Origin of the sequence: Geodermatophilus africanus (genome assembly GCF_900107105.1) — a bacterium.
GTDB lineage: Bacteria > Actinomycetota > Actinomycetes > Mycobacteriales > Geodermatophilaceae > Geodermatophilus > Geodermatophilus africanus.
Genome location: NZ_FNOT01000020.1, coordinates 18,456 through 35,195 on the forward strand (window position 1 = coordinate 18,456; position 16,740 = coordinate 35,195).

Annotated in this window: 12 protein-coding genes and 2 pseudogenes; 5 read left to right on the forward strand and 9 right to left on the reverse strand. The window is 67.3% G+C overall.

What is annotated here, in order from left to right; all coding sequences use genetic code 11:
• Position 1: 1 nt before the first annotated feature.
• Complete coding sequence (locus BLW63_RS22955) at positions 2–1,195, forward strand: ABC transporter ATP-binding protein (RefSeq protein ID WP_211517248.1); 1,194 nt, start codon at positions 2–4, stop codon at positions 1,193–1,195.
• A 760-nt stretch (positions 1,196–1,955) separates the two neighbouring features.
• Here the strand turns inward: BLW63_RS22955 and BLW63_RS22960 are convergent.
• Positions 1,956–3,569, reverse strand: coding sequence for a glycosyltransferase (locus tag BLW63_RS22960; protein ID WP_139263749.1), 1,614 nt, complete (start codon positions 3,567–3,569; stop codon positions 1,956–1,958).
• A 418-nt stretch (positions 3,570–3,987) separates the two neighbouring features.
• Positions 3,988–5,370: an NF041680 family putative transposase gene (locus BLW63_RS22965; RefSeq protein WP_091161544.1), complete on the reverse strand. Its 1,383-nt coding sequence runs from the start codon at positions 5,368–5,370 to the stop codon at positions 3,988–3,990.
• Positions 5,371–5,547: 177 nt separating this feature from the next.
• On the opposite strand from BLW63_RS22965, the pseudogene BLW63_RS29090 reads away from it, so the two are divergent.
• Together BLW63_RS29090 and BLW63_RS26385 are read left to right on the forward strand one after the other, a co-directional pair.
• Positions 5,548–5,805, forward strand: a pseudogene (locus BLW63_RS29090) (transposase); the annotation flags it as partial.
• Between the two features lie 242 nt (positions 5,806–6,047).
• Positions 6,048–6,224 (forward strand): annotated as a pseudogene (locus tag BLW63_RS26385) (IS3 family transposase); the annotation flags it as partial.
• A gap of 153 nt (positions 6,225–6,377) precedes the next feature.
• Here BLW63_RS26385 and BLW63_RS22975 read toward each other — a convergent pair.
• From BLW63_RS22975 to BLW63_RS22995, 5 genes are all read right to left on the reverse strand, one after another.
• Positions 6,378–7,175 carry a YveK family protein gene (locus BLW63_RS22975; protein ID WP_091161472.1) on the reverse strand — a complete coding sequence of 266 codons (798 nt, stop codon included), beginning with the start codon at positions 7,173–7,175 and terminating at the stop codon, positions 6,378–6,380.
• 2 nt (positions 7,176–7,177) lie between these two features.
• A complete protein-coding gene (locus tag BLW63_RS22980) occupies positions 7,178–8,440 on the reverse strand; it encodes an O-antigen ligase family protein (RefSeq protein ID WP_170856929.1) in 1,263 nt (420 codons plus the stop codon).
• A 188-nt stretch (positions 8,441–8,628) separates the two neighbouring features.
• Entirely contained in the window at positions 8,629–9,600 is a 972-nt protein-coding gene (locus tag BLW63_RS22985) for a glycosyltransferase family 2 protein (protein WP_091161477.1), read from the reverse strand.
• A gap of 181 nt (positions 9,601–9,781) precedes the next feature.
• Complete coding sequence (locus tag BLW63_RS22990) at positions 9,782–11,152, reverse strand: hypothetical protein (RefSeq protein ID WP_211517249.1); 1,371 nt, start codon at positions 11,150–11,152, stop codon at positions 9,782–9,784.
• A 46-nt stretch (positions 11,153–11,198) separates the two neighbouring features.
• Positions 11,199–12,413, reverse strand: a complete 1,215-nt coding sequence (locus BLW63_RS22995) for a glycosyltransferase (protein ID WP_211517250.1) — start codon at positions 12,411–12,413, stop codon at positions 11,199–11,201.
• A 291-nt stretch (positions 12,414–12,704) separates the two neighbouring features.
• Between BLW63_RS22995 and BLW63_RS23000 the strand changes: the two genes are divergently transcribed.
• Both BLW63_RS23000 and BLW63_RS23005 read left to right on the forward strand, forming a co-directional pair.
• Entirely contained in the window at positions 12,705–13,427 is a 723-nt protein-coding gene (locus tag BLW63_RS23000) for a WecB/TagA/CpsF family glycosyltransferase (RefSeq protein ID WP_244522748.1), read from the forward strand.
• 68 nt (positions 13,428–13,495) lie between these two features.
• Positions 13,496–14,878 (forward strand): oligosaccharide flippase family protein, encoded by a 1,383-nt coding sequence (locus tag BLW63_RS23005; RefSeq protein WP_091161485.1) that lies wholly within the window; start codon positions 13,496–13,498, stop codon positions 14,876–14,878.
• 16 nt (positions 14,879–14,894) lie between these two features.
• Here the strand turns inward: BLW63_RS23005 and BLW63_RS27530 are convergent, their stop codons facing one another.
• Positions 14,895–15,488 (reverse strand): DapH/DapD/GlmU-related protein, encoded by a 594-nt coding sequence (locus BLW63_RS27530; RefSeq protein WP_091161487.1) that lies wholly within the window; start codon positions 15,486–15,488, stop codon positions 14,895–14,897.
• A gap of 54 nt (positions 15,489–15,542) precedes the next feature.
• Positions 15,543–16,406, reverse strand: a complete 864-nt coding sequence (locus BLW63_RS23015) for a DUF6492 family protein (protein ID WP_170856931.1) — start codon at positions 16,404–16,406, stop codon at positions 15,543–15,545.
• Positions 16,407–16,740 lie beyond the last annotated feature (334 nt).

Consider the following 16,740-nt stretch of genomic DNA (forward strand, 5'->3'; position numbering starts at 1 on the left):
CGTGGACCGCATCCAGTTCGATCGGGTCAGCAAGCGATATACGCTCGGCGAGCGCACGAATGCTCGTGAGGCGCTCGTGGCGATGGCGCGGACCCTCATCGGCCGAGGTCCTGGCGCAGCACCTGAACTCTGGTCCCTGCGCGACGTGAGTTTCACCGTTGCGGATGGTGAGGCGCTCGGCATCATCGGCCGCAACGGTGCCGGCAAGAGCACCATCCTGAAGGTACTGACCGGCATCACCGCGCCGACGCGTGGCGTCTCCAGGACGCGCGGCCGAGTTGCGGCGCTCCTCGAGGTCGGTACGGGGTTCCACGAGGAGCTCACCGGCCGCGAGAACATCTACCTGAACGGTGCGATCCTCGGGATGGCTCGGCGTGACATCGCGCGGGCGTTCGACGCGATCGTCGACTTCTCCGGTGTCGAACGGTTTCTCGACACCCCAGTCAAGCGGTACTCGAGTGGGATGTACCTCCGCCTCGCCTTCGCGGTGGCCGCCCACCTGGAGCCCGACGTGCTCGTGGTGGACGAGATCCTCGCGGTGGGCGACGCGGAGTTCCAGCGCAAGTGCCTCGGCCGCATGGAGCAGGCCGAGAAGGAGGGGCGCACCGTCGTCTTCGTGAGCCACGATCTCGACACCCTTGGCAAGCTCTGTCGCCGGTCACTGTGGCTCGACGCCGGGCAGATCCGGGCTGAGGGCGATTCGAAGGAGCTGGTCAGGGACTACCTGTCTTCCGGGCTTGCTCCCGTAGGGGTCGGATACGCGGTGGTGCGGGGCGGTCCCGTCACCGTCAAAGGCGTCCGGGTGCTCGGAGCGAGGGGGCCCTCCGGACAGGCGATGATGCGCGAGGACTCACTCAGCATCGAAGTCGACTTCTCCCTGGCCGAGCTGGTCCCAGGTATGGACATCGCCCTTTACGTCAGCACGAGCCAGGGCGTCCGGGTCATTGACCAAGCGGTCAGTGACAGGGAGCCGGCGCGGCTGGAGGCAGGCGAGTACACGGCCCAATTGAACCTGCCACCGGTCCTCAACGTCGGAGACTTCGTCGTCGGGGTCTGGTTCGGCACCGCACACACGGAGTTCCTCGACGAACCTGCGGCAGCCACCTTCACGCTCCACGGGAACGACCGGGGCCGACCCGACCGCGTCCTCGTCTACGAACACCCCGTTGTCGTGCGACCGCTCAGTCCGGCGTGAGTGGAGGAGAGGAGGGTCGAGACGCCCGGGCGGTGACGAACATCGGGGATTGAGGCATCGTGCGAAGCCTGTCAGCGCGGCATTCATCGTGGCCATGCCCTGACGGCACGCTGCCGACGCCCGGTCACCGTCGGCACGGGCGCTCGCCGATGAGCAGCTCAAGGCCGAGGTCATGCAGGTGTAGGGGTCACCTCGGCGCCTACGGCGCCTACGGCGCCTACGGCGCGCTAGAGTTGGCGGATCCTGGACCGGGGAGGGCGGCCTTCCGGTCGCCCGCTGCGTGGTGGAGCGGCTTATGCGGCATCTTGGGCTGACTGGCGCGGTCCAGGATAAGGCGAAGCGAACCTCCGTGCGTATCACTCACGCGGAGCGGTGGAGCTAGACAATCCCGACGTTCGTAGGTCAGCCCTCGCCCGGGAGCCAGTCACCGTGGTTGGGAGGGCCGCCGGACGCACTCAGGTTCTCATCTCGACGACCGTGACAGGTGCGTCGTCGGGCTGCTCAGATTGGACCAGGGGGCCGACCAACTCAAGAGCTCGGGCGGAGATGGCGGTGCTCGACCCGGCGCAGCGGGTCCTCGACGTCACGGGCTCGTCGCCCCGATCTCGTTGATTGAGCGGCCGCAGGACGATCCCCGTTCTTCAAGGCCACACCACCTCGGTCCGGCAGGATGCTCGGCGGGGCCGGAGGTGCCCGTGGGAGGGCCTCCGCGGCACCATCGCGTGATTCCGACGGCTGCCGCCCGTCAGCCGAAGCGGGGTCAGACCACCGGCATCGGGTTCACGGGCAATTTCTGGGCGCGGGCCGTGACGACGACGGGGTAGGCCACGTCCCGCGGGATGAGCCCGCGCACGTCGACCTCCTCGATGGCCAGACCCTGGAGGAAGGTTGTTGCGGCATACACGTTGCCGTGGCTCTCCACGTTGACCAACTCGGAGCTGAAGACCTCGCCGAGGAGCCGCTGGACCGCCGCTGGTGTGAGCGACCAATACCACTGGTCGCTCCATTCTCCGCGGTCGATCTGACTGATCCCGGGGACGGTGAGGAGCAAGACGCCTCCTGGTCGCAGCGCGCCGTGGAGCTGTCGTACAGCGGCGTACATGTCCCACACCAGGTGGAGTGTCTGCGTCAGGATGATGCAGTCGAACGCGTCTGCAGGGAGGACTCCAGCCTCACCAATGTCCCCGACGATGGTCGCGTCCGGGTTGCCTGCGTGCACGTGCAGCACGTCCTGCACTGCGATGCGATCCCCCCCGTACCGGCGTGAGTACGCATCGTCCCCGACCTCGAGGACGCGACCCGCGACGTCCTCCGCGTTGGTCTGGAGAAAGTGCTCGACGTAGAAGCGATCGACCGGGGTCCCGCGATTCCAACCGAAGTCCATGCTAATGGGCTGCGGCCGGTCGAGGTCACCTAGTCGGACGCGGCCTCGCGGCCGCCTCCCGAGGGCAGGTACGCGACGAGCGAGGATGTCATGCGCCCACCGAGGGAGGCGCTCCACCACGCGGCGGCTCGTCGACCGCGCCACCGCTCGTGCGAACCAGGCAGGTGCGAGCCGGGCAGCTGTCAGTGCGGCCGGTAGTCGTCCGGAGCCGTCTGCCCGGTCGAGCAGCTCTCGGGCATACCAGGCGCGCCAGTTGGCTCGTCCTTCACGCCATGCGTGGTGGAGCTCTGAGGCCTCCTCGGGGCGAGGGCGGTGTCGCGAGTGCACCCGTAGGGCAGTCGTGAGCATGGCTGGCGCATGGTCGGACATGTTGGAGCCATGCCAGCGGTACAGGGCAGTCTCCACCGGGTGCGAGGCGATGGGGCACGCTTCAACGAGCCGGAGGTAGACGTCGTAGTCCTCGCATCTGGGGAGCTTCTCGTCGAACCCGCCGGCGACCAGCAGTCGGTCTCGCCGATACAACGCAGTGGCGTGCATGGCGACGGCATTGCCGCGTAGCAGGGTCGAACGCGGATTGTGACCGGCAGGGATGTAGACGCGACCGCCCATGGGGCTCACATCGGCGTATATGCGTCGGTGTGCTCCGTAGACGAGAGCCGCTTCTGGGTGGTCGATGAAGCACTCGAGCCCGGCGGCGACGGCCACGGGCGTCAGCAGGTCGTCAGCATCGAGGAACAGGACGAAGGACGAGCGAGCGGCACGCAGGCCGGTGTTGCGAGCCGCTGAGAGCCCCTGGTTGTCCTGACGGATGAAGATAGTCCCCGACCACTGTGCGACGACCGACGCAGGGTCGTCGGTGGACCCGTCATCGACGACGATCACCTCGTCGGCCGGTCTCGTCTGTGCCGCCACGCTGGCCAGGGCGGCTCCCAGGAAGCGAGCATGCTGGTAGGTCGTCACGACGACCGAGACTGTGACGGGCTCTGGCAACCGCTCCTCCTCGAGGTCACGTGCGAGACGACGGCATCGTCTCGCCACCACGGGATGGATGCCCCGCTTCCACGATCAGTTGCTGTCGCGGGCGCGGCCTGCACCATGCGGGCTCACGGACGGGGCAGCGCCAGGACCGTCTCCATCACATGCCGACCGACTGCATCAATCATCGCGATGTCGTGGACGGCCATGCCCCGTACCTCACCGAATCCGCCGCGGTCATGGCCGCGCCCTGTCGCCCATAGGCTGGACGTTAACAAGGGGGCGCCGGCCGGAGGAGCGTCGAGTCGGGGATGATCATCCACCGAGGGAGTGAGCCCCGTGCCTGTGCGCGGTCCGACGCGCGGTCAGTAGCGTCCGGGCGTGTCCGCCGACTCGGGCACTTGGTCGTCTCAGTCTCAGCTCGGCTTTAACTTCAGGCGGCGGTCTTGTGGATGGCCGGGTGGCGTGGAGATGGTCCTCGTCGGGTGCCTTTGGGTCGTCCGGGTGAGCGTCCGCAGGGTTTCGGAGGACTGGCCGGGGTGCCCAGCCGCGGCAGCAGTTGGCTGAATCCACGGCGGATCCGAGCGGGGGTCAGGCGGGAGGTCGGCAGGCGGCGTTCCCAGGGCAGCCGGGTGTCGGTGGTGACCGGACGGGCCAGTCGCAGCTGGGCGTAGGCGGCCAGCACTAGCCAGGTCCAGCGGTCGGCCTGCTGTGGGGTGCGCACCCGCGGAGTCGTCCAGCGCAGCGCCTGCTTGCAGAAGCGGAAGGTGTGCTCCAAGTCGAACCGGCGGATGTAGGCCCGCCAGCAGAGGCCCAGGTCCGGGGTGCCGGGACCGGCCCACCACAACCACAAGGTCTTGACGGCCCGACCGCGGGGCCCGGGCAGATGCTCGACCTGCACCCGGATCACCGTGCCCGCCACGATCGGCGGCGCGGGGCAGTCGGTCCAGCGGCCGCGGCCGGCCAGCTTGGGATGCAGCCCCGCCCAGGCGGTCACGGCCACCCGGCCGTACTGATCATCGTCGACCTGCAGGGTCTGCTGCGGGGTCGGCCAGCTGGCCGGATCGGCGCAGCAGAATCGGGCGCCGTGCCGGCGCGGCCGACCCATCTGACCCGGTGCCCGGGCCGCCGGGTCGGTGTAGAAGACCCGGTCGGCGCGGATGCGGACCAGCACCGCCACCGGAACATCGGCCAGGTCCACGGTGAGCGCGATCGGGTCGTAGCCGGCGTCGAAGACGAACAGCGGCATCGGCTCGAGCGGGCCCAGCCGGCCGGTCAGGGTGCGGATCTGGGTGGCAGTGGCCAGCCCGAGATCCTCGCCCGGCACCAGCCTGCGGACGTCGATCGGCGCGGTCCAGGAGTCACGGTCGAGGTTGAGCTGGGCGATCCAGGAATAGCACCAGCCGGCCACGATCGGCTGACCGGCCGAGTGCCGGGTCGGCGAGTAGTAGAACCCCCGCCCCGGCGAGCACTCGGCATCGCAGCGCGCCCAAGTGCTGGCATCCACCGCGAACACCGGCGCCCCATCACCGTCCCGGTGGGCAACGAGCAGCTCGGCCAACCGCTCGGTGTCGACCTCGCCGGCGGCCAGCGCGGCATACACGCTGCCCCAGCCGCGCCGGTGGGTCGGGACCAGGCTCAGATGCGGCAGCGACGGCACCGCCTCGGCTACCAGCAGCGCGTCGACCAGCTCGAACAACGCATCTCGGCGCCGGCCCAGACATCGGTACAGCCCGTCGCGGAAGTCCTGCAGCTGCTGCAGGCCCGCGGTGATCAGGCTCTGGTCAACCCCATCGGTCAGCGTCAGACTGTCCATCACGGCCACCGCCGTCGCCTCGAAGCCTCGCAACTCCGAAGCATCCAGCGGTGGCCGCCCTCATGCCAGCTCCTGAATCCCAGCTCGGTGATCAGACACGGCTGGGGTTAAAAGGCGAGCTCAGAAGGTGTTGAGTAAGGGGGCTGACAGCAGCCCGGCGATGGGTGAGGCTGGGATATGGGCGCTTCCCCGGCCTATCCCTCGGACCTAACCGACGAGCCGTGGGCGCTGATCGAGCCGTTGGTCCCGGTGCTCAGCACCCGCGGCAAGGGCACCCGTGGCGGGCGCCCGCCTAAGTACCCGCGCCGCCGGGTCGTCGAGGCGATCTTGTACGTGACCCGGACCGGCTGCTCGTGGCGGCAGTTGCCGCACGACTTCCCGCCCTGGGAGACGGTGTTCTTCTACTTCCAGCGATGGGCCGCCGACGGGACCACCGACCGCATCCACGACGCGCTGCGGGCTGCGGCCCGCGATGCGCCGGGCGCGATCCGGCCGCCTCGGCCGGCGCGCTGGACTCCCAGACCGTGCCCGGCGCCTCCACCGTCGGCAAGGGCTCCCGCGGCTGGGACGCCGGCAAGAAGGTCAACGGCCGCAAGCGGCACCTAGTGCTCCGTAGCTGACGTTGGGACTGCCCTCAGTTCGGTTGACTCCTTGCCTGGAGGCTGCGGCCTCGCTGAAGGATCAACGCCTTCGTCCGGGCATTGGCCAACCACGGCCTGGTCGGCTCGATGGGTCGGGTCGGGGCCTGCGGGGACAACGCGGCAATGAAGTCCTTCTTCGTCCTGCTGCAGAAGAACGTCCTGGACCGGCAGCGCTGAGCCACCGGATAAGAGTTCCGGTTGGCGATTATCACCTGAATCCAGCGCACCTACTACCGCCGCCGGCGGCAGCGCCGACTCGGTCGACGCACCCGGTCGAATACGAAGACTCCCCCACGCCGCAGCAGCGGCCTCACCCCTACGGTACGAGTCAACCAGACTGGGGGCCCTATTGATTCCTCCACAGATTCAGGAGGTCGGCAGCTTGACGCTCGGTGCATGTCGGGACGTCGAGGGCGACTCCGTAGCGACACCGCCGATCCCGGCTTCGATCGGCCGCTCTTGGGCGGTCGTTGCCCCCTCGACCTGACCTCGGCGCCGGGTGCCTTGGTGCTGGGGCTGACGGGCTGCAGACGACTGACGGCGTTCCGCTAGGGACAGCGCGGCGAAGAGGACGATTGCACCGATGGCAACCACAGCGATCAGCGATCGCGCGATGCCGGACAACACCATCATCGGAGCGCTCGGCTCGGCGACGGGTAGGGCTGTAATGAGCGCCTCATCATCGGCTCCGTAGATCCCCTGCATGTCCGCGAGCTCCTGCTGCATACGCTGAGTCACTAGGTCCATCGTGCGATCGGTCTGGGCGGCACTCGTACCGGTGGCTGTCACGCCGACCACCAGTCCCGAGGAGCCGAAGGCCGTGGAAGGCCCGATGGCGTATCCGTCGTGGGCGCCCGCGTCGACCAGCTCCTGACGCACGGGGGTGGACCCCACTCGTTCGGACAGCACCTGACCCACCGTGGAGTCGTTGGTAAAGCGCAGGTAAGGGTTGTTGTAGTTGATCCGTCCCAGTGCGGCATTCTCGGCGATCTGCTCGGCCGTGGGTGGTGCCGGGGGATAGGCAAGCACGAAGGACGCCGTGGCCTCATATTGCCGCGGTGTGAGGAGCAATAGTGCGATGCCACCCAGCACCGTGAGAGCGATGACGCTCATACTCAGGGTCAAGTGGCGCCGGAGCATCTGCACGATCGTGAGCAGGTCCACGGTCAACCCTTCTGTAGCAGTGAGGCCGATTGCGGTAGGGGCTGCTCGCGGCTCGCAAGCACCCAGCAGGCGCCGATCGCGCCAACCACCAAGGCGTACACCCCTGCATACATGTTGAATGAGAGAGAGTCGAATGTCGCGGAGCAGACTGCCCCGGACGAGGCAGAACCGGCGAGCGCGGCGGCGATCGTCCGCAATCGTGGGTCTGCCGACCGTCGGCGGGCGGCCAGCGCATAGAGCGCCGGGAGGAGTAGCCATGCGAACAGGCCGGTCGCGCCGAGGAGACCGAGCTCGATGAGACCCTTGAGATACTGATTGTCCAGGATGTCGAAGGCGTTGCTGGCGATGTAAGTTCCGCCACCACTGCCCAAAAGGGGCTTCTCCGACACCAACTGTTCGACGAGCTCATAGTCGTTCAGCCGCGTGGCGACGGAGGGGTCGTCACCACCTTGCGACACGTAGCCCACCAGAGTGCCGAGGTAACCCGGCCGAACGATGAACTGCGCCAGGGCTCCAATTGGCAGGAGCACAAATGCAGTGATTCGCTGCCGGCGGGGCAAGAAGAACGCGAAGACAACGAAGCCAGTAACGGCCGACAGCAGGGCTGAGCGTGACACCGACGCGGGTAGCGCAAGCGCCACGAGCCCGACGGGACCCCACTTGCGGAGGACGGGCCGGTCCTGTTGCTGCATCGCCAGGGCGATCGCGATGGGTAGCACCATTCCCGCCACGACACCAAGTTCGATGGGGTGCAGGGCGGTGCCCGTGACACGGTCGAGGAGACCCCGAGCGGAATAGGTGCTGTAGTCGCTATTCAGCGTGAAGCCAGGCATGGCTCCACGGATGACTCCTGCGAGGTCGAAGCGGAGGAGCCACTGCAGTGCTGCTACCACGCCTGAGATCGCGGCTCCGAGCACGAGCGCACGCAGAACTTTCTTTAGTGCTTCGAGCGATGGCAGCAGCTCCGCCGTCGACAGTGCAACCCCAGCCGTAGCGGCCAGAAGCATCATCCATCGGTCACCGCTCAGGCGTTCCGTCTCCGTGAGTCGGTGAAAGGGCAAGAATGCGTAGCTTAACAGGCTCGTGACGACCAGGAAGGCCAGTAGGCCTCTGGTGGGATGAGGTGTCGTCAAAGGATCATGGCGGTTGAAGAGCACAGCCAAAAGCCACAGAACCAGAAGGAGGAACGCGATCAGGCTAGCTGCGTAGCCCTGCCCTCCAACAGCGCGGATGATCATGTCCGACGGGAAGATGAACAGAGCCAAGGTGTAACTGACAAGAGCTCCTACGGCCTGCGTGCTTGGACCTGCAGCGGATCGATCGAGCTGTTGTAGGCCCGAACTGGACAGGCTCGCCGCAGCTCTCCCCATGGGGGGCCTCTCCCAAGCAGGTCCCGCCGGTGCCCGGTCGACCGGAAGGGCTGACTCCGGCGCGCGGTGTCGTCCTCCGCCACTCATCTGGACTCCGCAGGTGTCCGCGGAAGCGCACCCCTTGCGCCGCCCGGGAGGCGCCTCCGGCGCGCCGGTGAGAGGAGTGCCACTAGTGAGGCGCGCTCCTCGGGGCGGGTAACCCGGAGCAGCGAGTGCAGGACGGCCGTGATCCAGAACAGGGCCGTCGTGGTCCATCCGTGCCACTTGCGAAAGTAGCGGACACGGTTGACGTTGAGTAGCGCGACGAGCGCCGGAGAGTTGCCGGACCCACCCCCGCGGTGCCTCACGACGACGTCGGGGTCGTACACGACCCGGTGTCCCTGCTCCCGCAGCCGACGGAAGTAGTCGGTCTCCTCCGAGTACAGGAAGAAGGACTCATCCCAGTCGCCGACGGCCGCTGCCGCGTCCCGGGACAGCAGGACTGCGGCACCGGTGGCCCACTCGACGTCATGCTGGATCTCGTATGCGGCCGGGTCCCGGACGATCTCGGCGAACCAGGGCGGACGGCCGGCCAACTGGTCCCCTAGGAGAGCCTCCCCCAGCGCACGCAGGACGCTAGGCTCACGCCGTAGTGAGTGGGCCGGACCGCCATGGGGGTCCTCGATGCGGGGGACGACCGCTCCGGCGCTCGTACGTGTGGCGGTCGCGACAAGTCGTTCGATGGCTCGGAACCCCAGGACCAGGTCGGGATTGAGGACCAACAACCACGAACTCCGCGGTAGGTGAGGCGCGGCCAGGTTAATCCCGCCGGAGTAGCCCAGGTTCCCCGCGGCTCTAATCAGCCGGACGTCTGGATGTCGGGGCACCACTTCCCCGATGTGATCACGGGAGTCGTTGTCCACCACGGTGACGTGCGTTGAGACCTCGCCGGCAGCCTCCGGCAGCGACGTCAGCAGAGCGTCAAGGTCGTCTGCGCTGTTGTAGGTGACGACGACGATTGCGCACTCCACAGCGCTGGGGGCCCGTGCCGTCCCGGCCGGTGCGAGGTCTGCCATCGGTCCAACAACGCTCCATCCGATACCCCCGAGACGTCAAAGGCGGTCCCCAGGGTCGCGCCCCAGCAGGCTCCCAACACCGTACGACGAGCGAGTTCACCTCACATCTCCGTAGGGTCGTTCCTCCCCCGCGGGGGAAGCGACGACCCCAAGTCTGAGAGGCGGTGCGCCAAGATCGTGCTCAACTCGTTGAGAACCGGCACGATGGCTCCCCATCGACTCGGTAGAGGTGAACCGCCGTCTCGTCGCCAAACGAGTCGGTGAATCTTCCCCCGTTCACCGGGACCGTGCGGGACTCGCCCAGAACGGTGACGGTCGGCGAGTCCTCAGCGCAGGGCATCGAGAAGCGGACCTCCGCCAATCCTTGCTCGCGCGAGGCCGCCAGCACGTACAGGCTACCCTCGTGCAGCTTCACGAGGGTGTCGACGTCGCCGTCCACCCGGACGAAGTCCTGCACGGACGGTGAATTGAGCACCGGCGCCAGGTCCGCCACCTGTTGGTTGACGCGGGTAACCTCCTCGCGAACGTCGGTGTAGCAGGGGTCTCGCAGCGCATGCTGTGTAGGGCACGGCCCCCCGAAGCTATGGTTGAAGTACACGATGCCGCGGGCGCCGTGGATGAGGCTGCTCCAGACGGCCGCTCGGACCTGCTCCGGCGTAATTGTTGGAAAGCTGTCGTCGGGGAACGGGTGACCCACCTCGACGAAGGCCCACACGGGCCGACTGCCGGGCGGGTCGACCAAGGCTCGCACGCGGTCGACGGTCAATCCGTAGTTCGCGGCCCGATGGCACTGGGCAGGTGCAATCGGGGCCTCGGTGCCGAAGAAGTTGCCTCCCTCGCCGAGGCCGCAGACGCTCTCGTCGGTGTACCAGTAGACGTCCACGGAGACAACGTCCTGAAAGTTGTTGACAAACCGGGCTGCCTCCTCGTCGGTCTCCCAGAAGGCCACGCCCTTGCCGTAGTTGCTGTACCTGAGGCGGTTGTCGTTGGGCAGGCCCTCGAGGCGGGTCGTCTGAACTGTGTACCCACACCTCCCGCCCGCCGGCGTGCAGATGTCACCGTCCCCGGGGCGGCGACCGGTCCACTCGTCTTCTCCCGGTCCGCCCCACATGTCGGCCTCGTCCGAAACGAGCCAGCCCACCGTCTCCTCGCCCACCTTCCCCTCGAGGTCGTGGATCACCATCATCCCGGCGTCACGGATCAGTGACAGATCGCTGTCCTCCGTGAGTCCGACGTAGAGGTTGATCCCGGCGGCGGCGTCCTGCCGGATGTCTGCCTCGGACGTGACACTCTCGAGCCACACCCCGATGGGGAATTGGGATGGGTCGGAGGGCAGCGAAGGGGAAAACCGGTCGTAGTAGGCCGGCCCGCCGTCCACCTCCTGCACGTCGAGGAGGTACTCCTCGCGGTGGTCGCGGAGGACCGCAACAGCGCCGGCCGCGACCGCCGCCGTGACCAGAACAACTGGGACGACTAGCCGCAAAGCCCGGCGGCTCGGACGCCGTGACCGGTCCCGCCTGTCAGGAGTGGTGCCCAGTCCCTGCTCCGTCACGTGCGCATCTCCTCGGGCAGGGAGGGCATCGGCGCAGACCCGCTCATCAGCTCGGTAGGTGCTGCGGCGTCTGGTTGGCCCAGGCGTGGCCCCGCTCTGCCAGGCTAACGAGCACGTCGCCCCGCGACCCCCACGAGTAGGACAGTACCGAGGCGCGGCGCTCGGCCGGTGTGCTGAGCCCTCCATCCGACAGCGTCTGCCGGATCGCCGCGACGAACTCGTCTGCGCCCTTGGCGACGCGAACCCGGTCGGTATAACTCGCCAACTCAGCGAAGTCCGTGCTGACCACGGGCAGCTCCAGCGCGAGGTACTCCTTGAGCTTGATCGGGTTCGACGACCAAATCCATGGGCTGTCCAGCCAGGGCATGATCGCCACGTCGAACGACGAGCCGTAGCGGGGGATGTCCGCGTACGGACGGTGCCCCAGCCAGTGCACGTTGCCGTGACTCAGCAGGGTCTCCATGGGGTGCGTGGAGTCGCCGATTAGAATCAGTGAGGCCTCGGGGAGGCCTGTCGCGACGGCCTCTAGGAGCCCAAAATCCACGACGAAGTCGTCTAAAGCGCCGAAGAATCCGACGCGCGGGCGCGGGATGTTCCGAGCGTCCTCAGGTAGCTCTTCTTCCGGATGGGTCACGAAGTGGTCGACGTCAACCCCGTGGTCCATGAAGTACGCGCGGTCGCCGGTGAGCGACCGCTCCTCCGCCATGAGCGCCCGGCTCACGTAGACGACATGGTCGGCTGCGCGCAATAGAGACTGCTCGAGGTGCTCAAGCGTCGCTCTGTCGCCCTCCGGGTACTCAGAGTGCCGGTCGGACCTGTTGTACACGAGTGACCGCCGGCGCAAGGGACGGACGACGTCCCAAGCGGTCGGCAGCGTCACGACGACAACCGGCGGAGCTGTAATGCCCAGCAGGAGGCACACGAGGCGAACCTGCAGCCGCACGAGGGTGGCATTCACCCGGCGCATCAGAGGGGACCCATAGAACGGTAGCGGTAGCGGTGACATGACGTGAAAAAGTGGCAGCTCGGCCAGCGGCCGACGAACGAACTTCGCGACGCTGCGCAGCTTACGGCCGATTCTGCGTAGTGAGTGGGTACTCCTGCCGGGAGTAGGCATGCGCATCCCGATGCTGTTGACGACGAGGACCCGGCGCTTCGCCGCAATTGCACGCATCAACTGGAAGTCCGAGTGTGCAGTGTTGTGGTACCACCAATCCTGCGCCGAGAAGCATACGTAGGACGGATCCTCAGCCGCTGCCATGCCGCCATCCTCTCCGATCCGGCCGGCGTTGCCGATGGCAGTGGACCACATACCGCAAACGACCCGCTGCCTGACCTCACGACACATCCCTCGACGGGCGGGGCCACCGAAAACCGGTGACGATGGGTGACGAGCCGTCCACGCTGATAGCCTGCGGCCTCGCTCGCGCCCGACCGGGACGCGGCACCCAGGAGACCCAGGACAGCGACGGAGCGGACCGACGTGCGCCGACAGGACCCATGGCCGTGGACCCCAGGGTTGTCGCCGCTCACCCCCGAGCAGGTGGTCGAGATGCTCATAGCCGCGTCCCGTCAGGGCGTCGGGCACCACGTCCTCACGCTCAACCTCGACATCTACCGGCACCTCGCCTACCTGACGGCCCCCCACGCACAGAAGCTGCGGTCCTCTTACACGCTCTTGCTGGCGGACGGCATGCCGCTGGTTTGGGGAGCTGCACTCGCCGGTCGTCCCGTCCCCGGTCGCGTGACCGGAGCCGACCTGCTACCTATCCTCACGCGCGCCGCCCTGTCCGCGGGACTCCACGTTCACTACACGGGCGGTCCGCCGGGCGCGGCCGAGGGGGCTGCGGCGGCGGTGATTCCTGAAGGGAGGTGCTCGGGGCGCCTGTCGACCAGTGCCTTCCGGCTAGCCCGCGACCCGGCGGATCCCTGCTTCCGAGAGGCCGCCGGGTCGATCCTTGCCGATCGTCCCGACGTCGTGTTCGCGGCCTACGGCTTCCCCAAGCAGGACCATCTGGGGGTCGCCGTCCGCGACCTCGACCCCTCGAGCACCATCATCGGTTGTGGAGCCTCGCTGGAGTTTGCAGCGGGAATGGTGCGCCGAGCGCCAGCGGCCCTCCAACGGACCGGGCTGGAGTGGGTCTTCCGTCTCGGAACCGACCCCGGCAGGCTCGGTCGCCGCTATCTCGTCGAGGACATGCCCGTCCTCGTCCCACTCCTGCGGGACGCCGTCCGTGCCCGCCGCCAGCCTTCGGAGGGTCGGATCAACCGTTGACCGACCACGAGCGGCGCCAGGACGGCCTGTCCGGGGTCTCCAGTCCTCGTGGCAGGACCGGGGCGACGATGCGTCGCGGTTTCGCTTGGACGGCGTTGGGGCGGGCGCTAGTCCAGGTCGCCCAACTGGCCAACGTCGTTATTCTCGCTAGGGTCCTTACGCCGGCGGACTTTGGGCTCGCGACCGTGACAGCGAGCATCGTCGTAATCAGCACGCTGGTCGCCGACGTTGGCATCTCGACCTCGATAGTGCACTTTCGGACGGCTGGGGCCCGCTTCGCCGGGTCCGCTCTGTCGCTCAACCTCTTGGCCTCCCTGCTGGTAGGCGCAGTTCTCGTCCTGGCCGCACCGCAGATCGCCAGCTTCTTCGGCGGGGATGGATTGGTCCCCCTGCTCTACGTCGCCGCAGCAGGCGTGGCGGCCAGCCCCTGGTCGGTGCCTCTAGGAAGCCTGGCGGCGCAGCAGCGCTTCGGTGCCATCGTGACCGTCGAGGTGAGCGGGGCGGTGCTTGCCTTCGCGGTTAGCCTCGGACTCGCTCTCGCCGGCGCAGGAGCAGTCTCCCTCGTGGCCGGTCCGGCGCTATCTGGTGTGGTCCAAGCGGCCGCCTTCTACGTCCTGGCCCGGCAGCGGAACCGGCTGCGCTGGGACCGCGGCTCGATCCGCGACATGCTGGGCTACGGGATGCCGCTCGTCGGCTACGGCCTCCTGTCGACCTTCGCGTCAAACGTCGACCGACTGTCCCTGGCGCGGACCGGCTCCGCGTTCTCGGTGGGGCTTTACAGCAGGGCGGCCCAATTCGCCGCGCTGCCCAACGCGGTCCTGCAGTCGGTGGTCCACCGGGTGATGCTCCCGAGCCTCGCCCGCTTGGGTCCGAGCATCGCGGCCCAGTTCGCCCCATGGCGACGGACGACGCACGACTGCATGCTGTTGTCTTGCGGCGCCATCGCCGTCGGCTGCACCACCGCAGAGTTCATCGTCTTCGTCGCGCTGGGGAACCAGTGGCTGGGGGCAGCGAGCCCCTTGTCCGTCCTGCTCGCAGGGGCTCCGTTCCTCATCTACCAAGGCCTCGCCACGGTGCTATTGCAGGCCTGCGGGCGCACTCGCCTCCAATTAGGACTCGGCGCGGTGACTGCCGTCATAACCATCGTGGCGGCGGTCGTCGCTGCGCGGGAAGGTGTGCTAGCCCTTGCGATCGCCGTGAGCCTCGCCGCGGTCGTCTCATCCCTGTTCTGGACCTACGCGATTGGCAGGGTCGCCGGTGGGCGTCCGTTCGCAGGCGTGGGCGTCCTCCTGCGTCCGCTTGCCTTCGGCGCCGTGGTGGCGGCGGTCACGGGAGCGCCGCTGCTGTACGGCGACGGGCGTGAGCTCGCAACAGTCGTAGTCCAGCTCGTCTTGGGCCTCGCGCTGTCGGCCGGCGCGGTGATAATGATCCGCCGGGCGCGCCGCGTCTGAGGCGTTGTCGCGACGGTTAGTCCAACGACCGGACGATCCGGGCCGGCGCTCCGACGGCCACTGATCGGGGCGGCACGTCCCGACTGACCACGCTGTTGGCACCAATGACAGCTCCGTGACCGACCACGACCCCTGGCAGGACGACGGCGTTCTGCCCCAGCCAGGCGCCCCGTTCGACTCGGACCGGCGCGACACCCGTAATCCCCTGGTCGCGGATGGGTTGATCCGCGTTGACCCCGTGCGAGTGGTCGGAGATGTAGACGCCGCGCGCGATCAGCACCGAGTCCTCGATTACCACTGACTCGACCGCCGACACGGTCGCCAGCCCGGACACCGACACGCGGTCCCCGATGTGTATGACCACCCGGGCGGTCCCGCTCTCGCGTGGTGCGGCCTCAAGCCAGCAGCCGGGTCCCATGAAGACTTGTGATCCGATGCTGACGTGTCTAGCTCCGCTGACCCGCAGTGTCCCAGAGAACACACTTCGTGCCCCGAAGGAGGCGAAGGATGACCGAAGGAGCCTCGTGCGGACCGCAGCTGCTCCTCGCTGCAGCCCAGCATGGATCTTCTCGCCACTGCTCATTAGGGAAGAGGGGGGAGTGTCACGCATGACAATGGTTGATGTCCTCTCGCTCGATGTGTCCGGGGGGAGAACGCAGGTTTGCTACTCAAGTTCCCGGCGCGCCGAAGCCAATGCTGATCTCCGTACACCGAGCGGTGTGCGCGACTTGGCTGAGATCATCACCGCCACGTCCGTGGGGCGCACCGCGCTCAAGAAGGTCTCCGCCGACTGTGGATCGAGCGGCTCCTCGTTCCAGTATTCATGGCACAGGCTGTCGTCGGAGACGAAGGAGCGGGCTAATGGGTCCGCAACCTCCTCGATGTACACGCCATACAATGTATACTCGGAGAAGTGCAGTTCGGCGCCAACTGCACTGGTCCAGGGCTCGCGTGTCACCTCGCTAACCTTCCGCAACATGCTAGAAACGAGATTCGGGTCGCAGGCTACGAGAGGGGCGACGTAGTCCGGCAGTGGCGGAGTGGCCGCGGGCAGGCCGAGCAGTCGACGGGTGACGTCGTGCCAGATCAAGTGGCGTGGCAGTGTGACATCGATGGCCTCGGGGCGCCGGTAAAAACGCACCACGTCGTCCTTGCGAAACACTTTCGCCGAGAAGGGTCTGATAAATTCGACGTCCGAGTCGGCGACGATTACAACGTCCATCTCGAGCTGTGCCGCTGCCGCCAGCTTCAAAATCTGCTGACGTATCCATCCCCTGATCGGCGGAAGCGGTCTCCGCAGATTGATCGAGTAGTTGAGTCGAGGTGGCGAGAGAAAGGTCTTGGGCAGGAAGTCCTCGGCGACGTGCAGTCGTGTTCTGGGCCCCTTCAATTGGGCAAAAAGTCTTGCGTCGCGCTTGGGCACGAGGAGGTGGTGCTCGACCTCGGTGGGGGCGTGGCGGAGCACCGAGCGGTGCAAATCGCGACACAATTCGAAATCTGGCGCATAGCTCGGTGTCAGCACGGCCATCGAGGTCATAGGAGCGGCTCCGTGGGTCGACCGGTCGTCCTCGACCGTGCGGAGGAACCATGCTAACCGGAGACGTCCCTTAGCCCTCACTCATCGTGAGGGGATTGCTCTGCCTAGGAACGCTCAAGTGGCGGGGCTCCGGTGGTGCGTCATGAGCCTCCGGAGGACCGTCGCGGCCCGACTCGTAGCCAGCGCTCAGAGGTGCTACACACCGTGGTCGTCATACCGCAAGCGTCCGCGTCCGCCGAGGGAGCCTCGATCGGCACGGTGACGGCGTGTACGGACGGATGTAGGGGGAGATGGCAGTGGCGAGGGCGGGATGGGGCCGGGCGTG

Excerpts from the sequence above, each read along its gene's own strand:
- BLW63_RS22985 (WP_091161477.1), bottom strand. The coding sequence starts at position 9,600 with ATGGCAGACCTCGCACCGGCCGGGACGGCACGGGCCCCCAGCGCTGTG.
- BLW63_RS23000 (WP_244522748.1), top strand. The coding sequence starts at position 12,705 with ATGCTCATAGCCGCGTCCCGTCAGGGCGTCGGGCACCACGTCCTCACG.
- BLW63_RS23015 (WP_170856931.1), bottom strand. The coding sequence starts at position 16,406 with ATGGCCGTGCTGACACCGAGCTATGCGCCAGATTTCGAATTGTGTCGC.
- BLW63_RS23005 (WP_091161485.1), top strand. The coding sequence starts at position 13,496 with ATGCGTCGCGGTTTCGCTTGGACGGCGTTGGGGCGGGCGCTAGTCCAG.
- BLW63_RS27530 (WP_091161487.1), bottom strand. The coding sequence starts at position 15,488 with ATGCGTGACACTCCCCCCTCTTCCCTAATGAGCAGTGGCGAGAAGATC.
- BLW63_RS22965 (WP_091161544.1), bottom strand. The coding sequence starts at position 5,370 with ATGGACAGTCTGACGCTGACCGATGGGGTTGACCAGAGCCTGATCACC.
- BLW63_RS22995 (WP_211517250.1), bottom strand. The coding sequence starts at position 12,413 with ATGGCAGCGGCTGAGGATCCGTCCTACGTATGCTTCTCGGCGCAGGAT.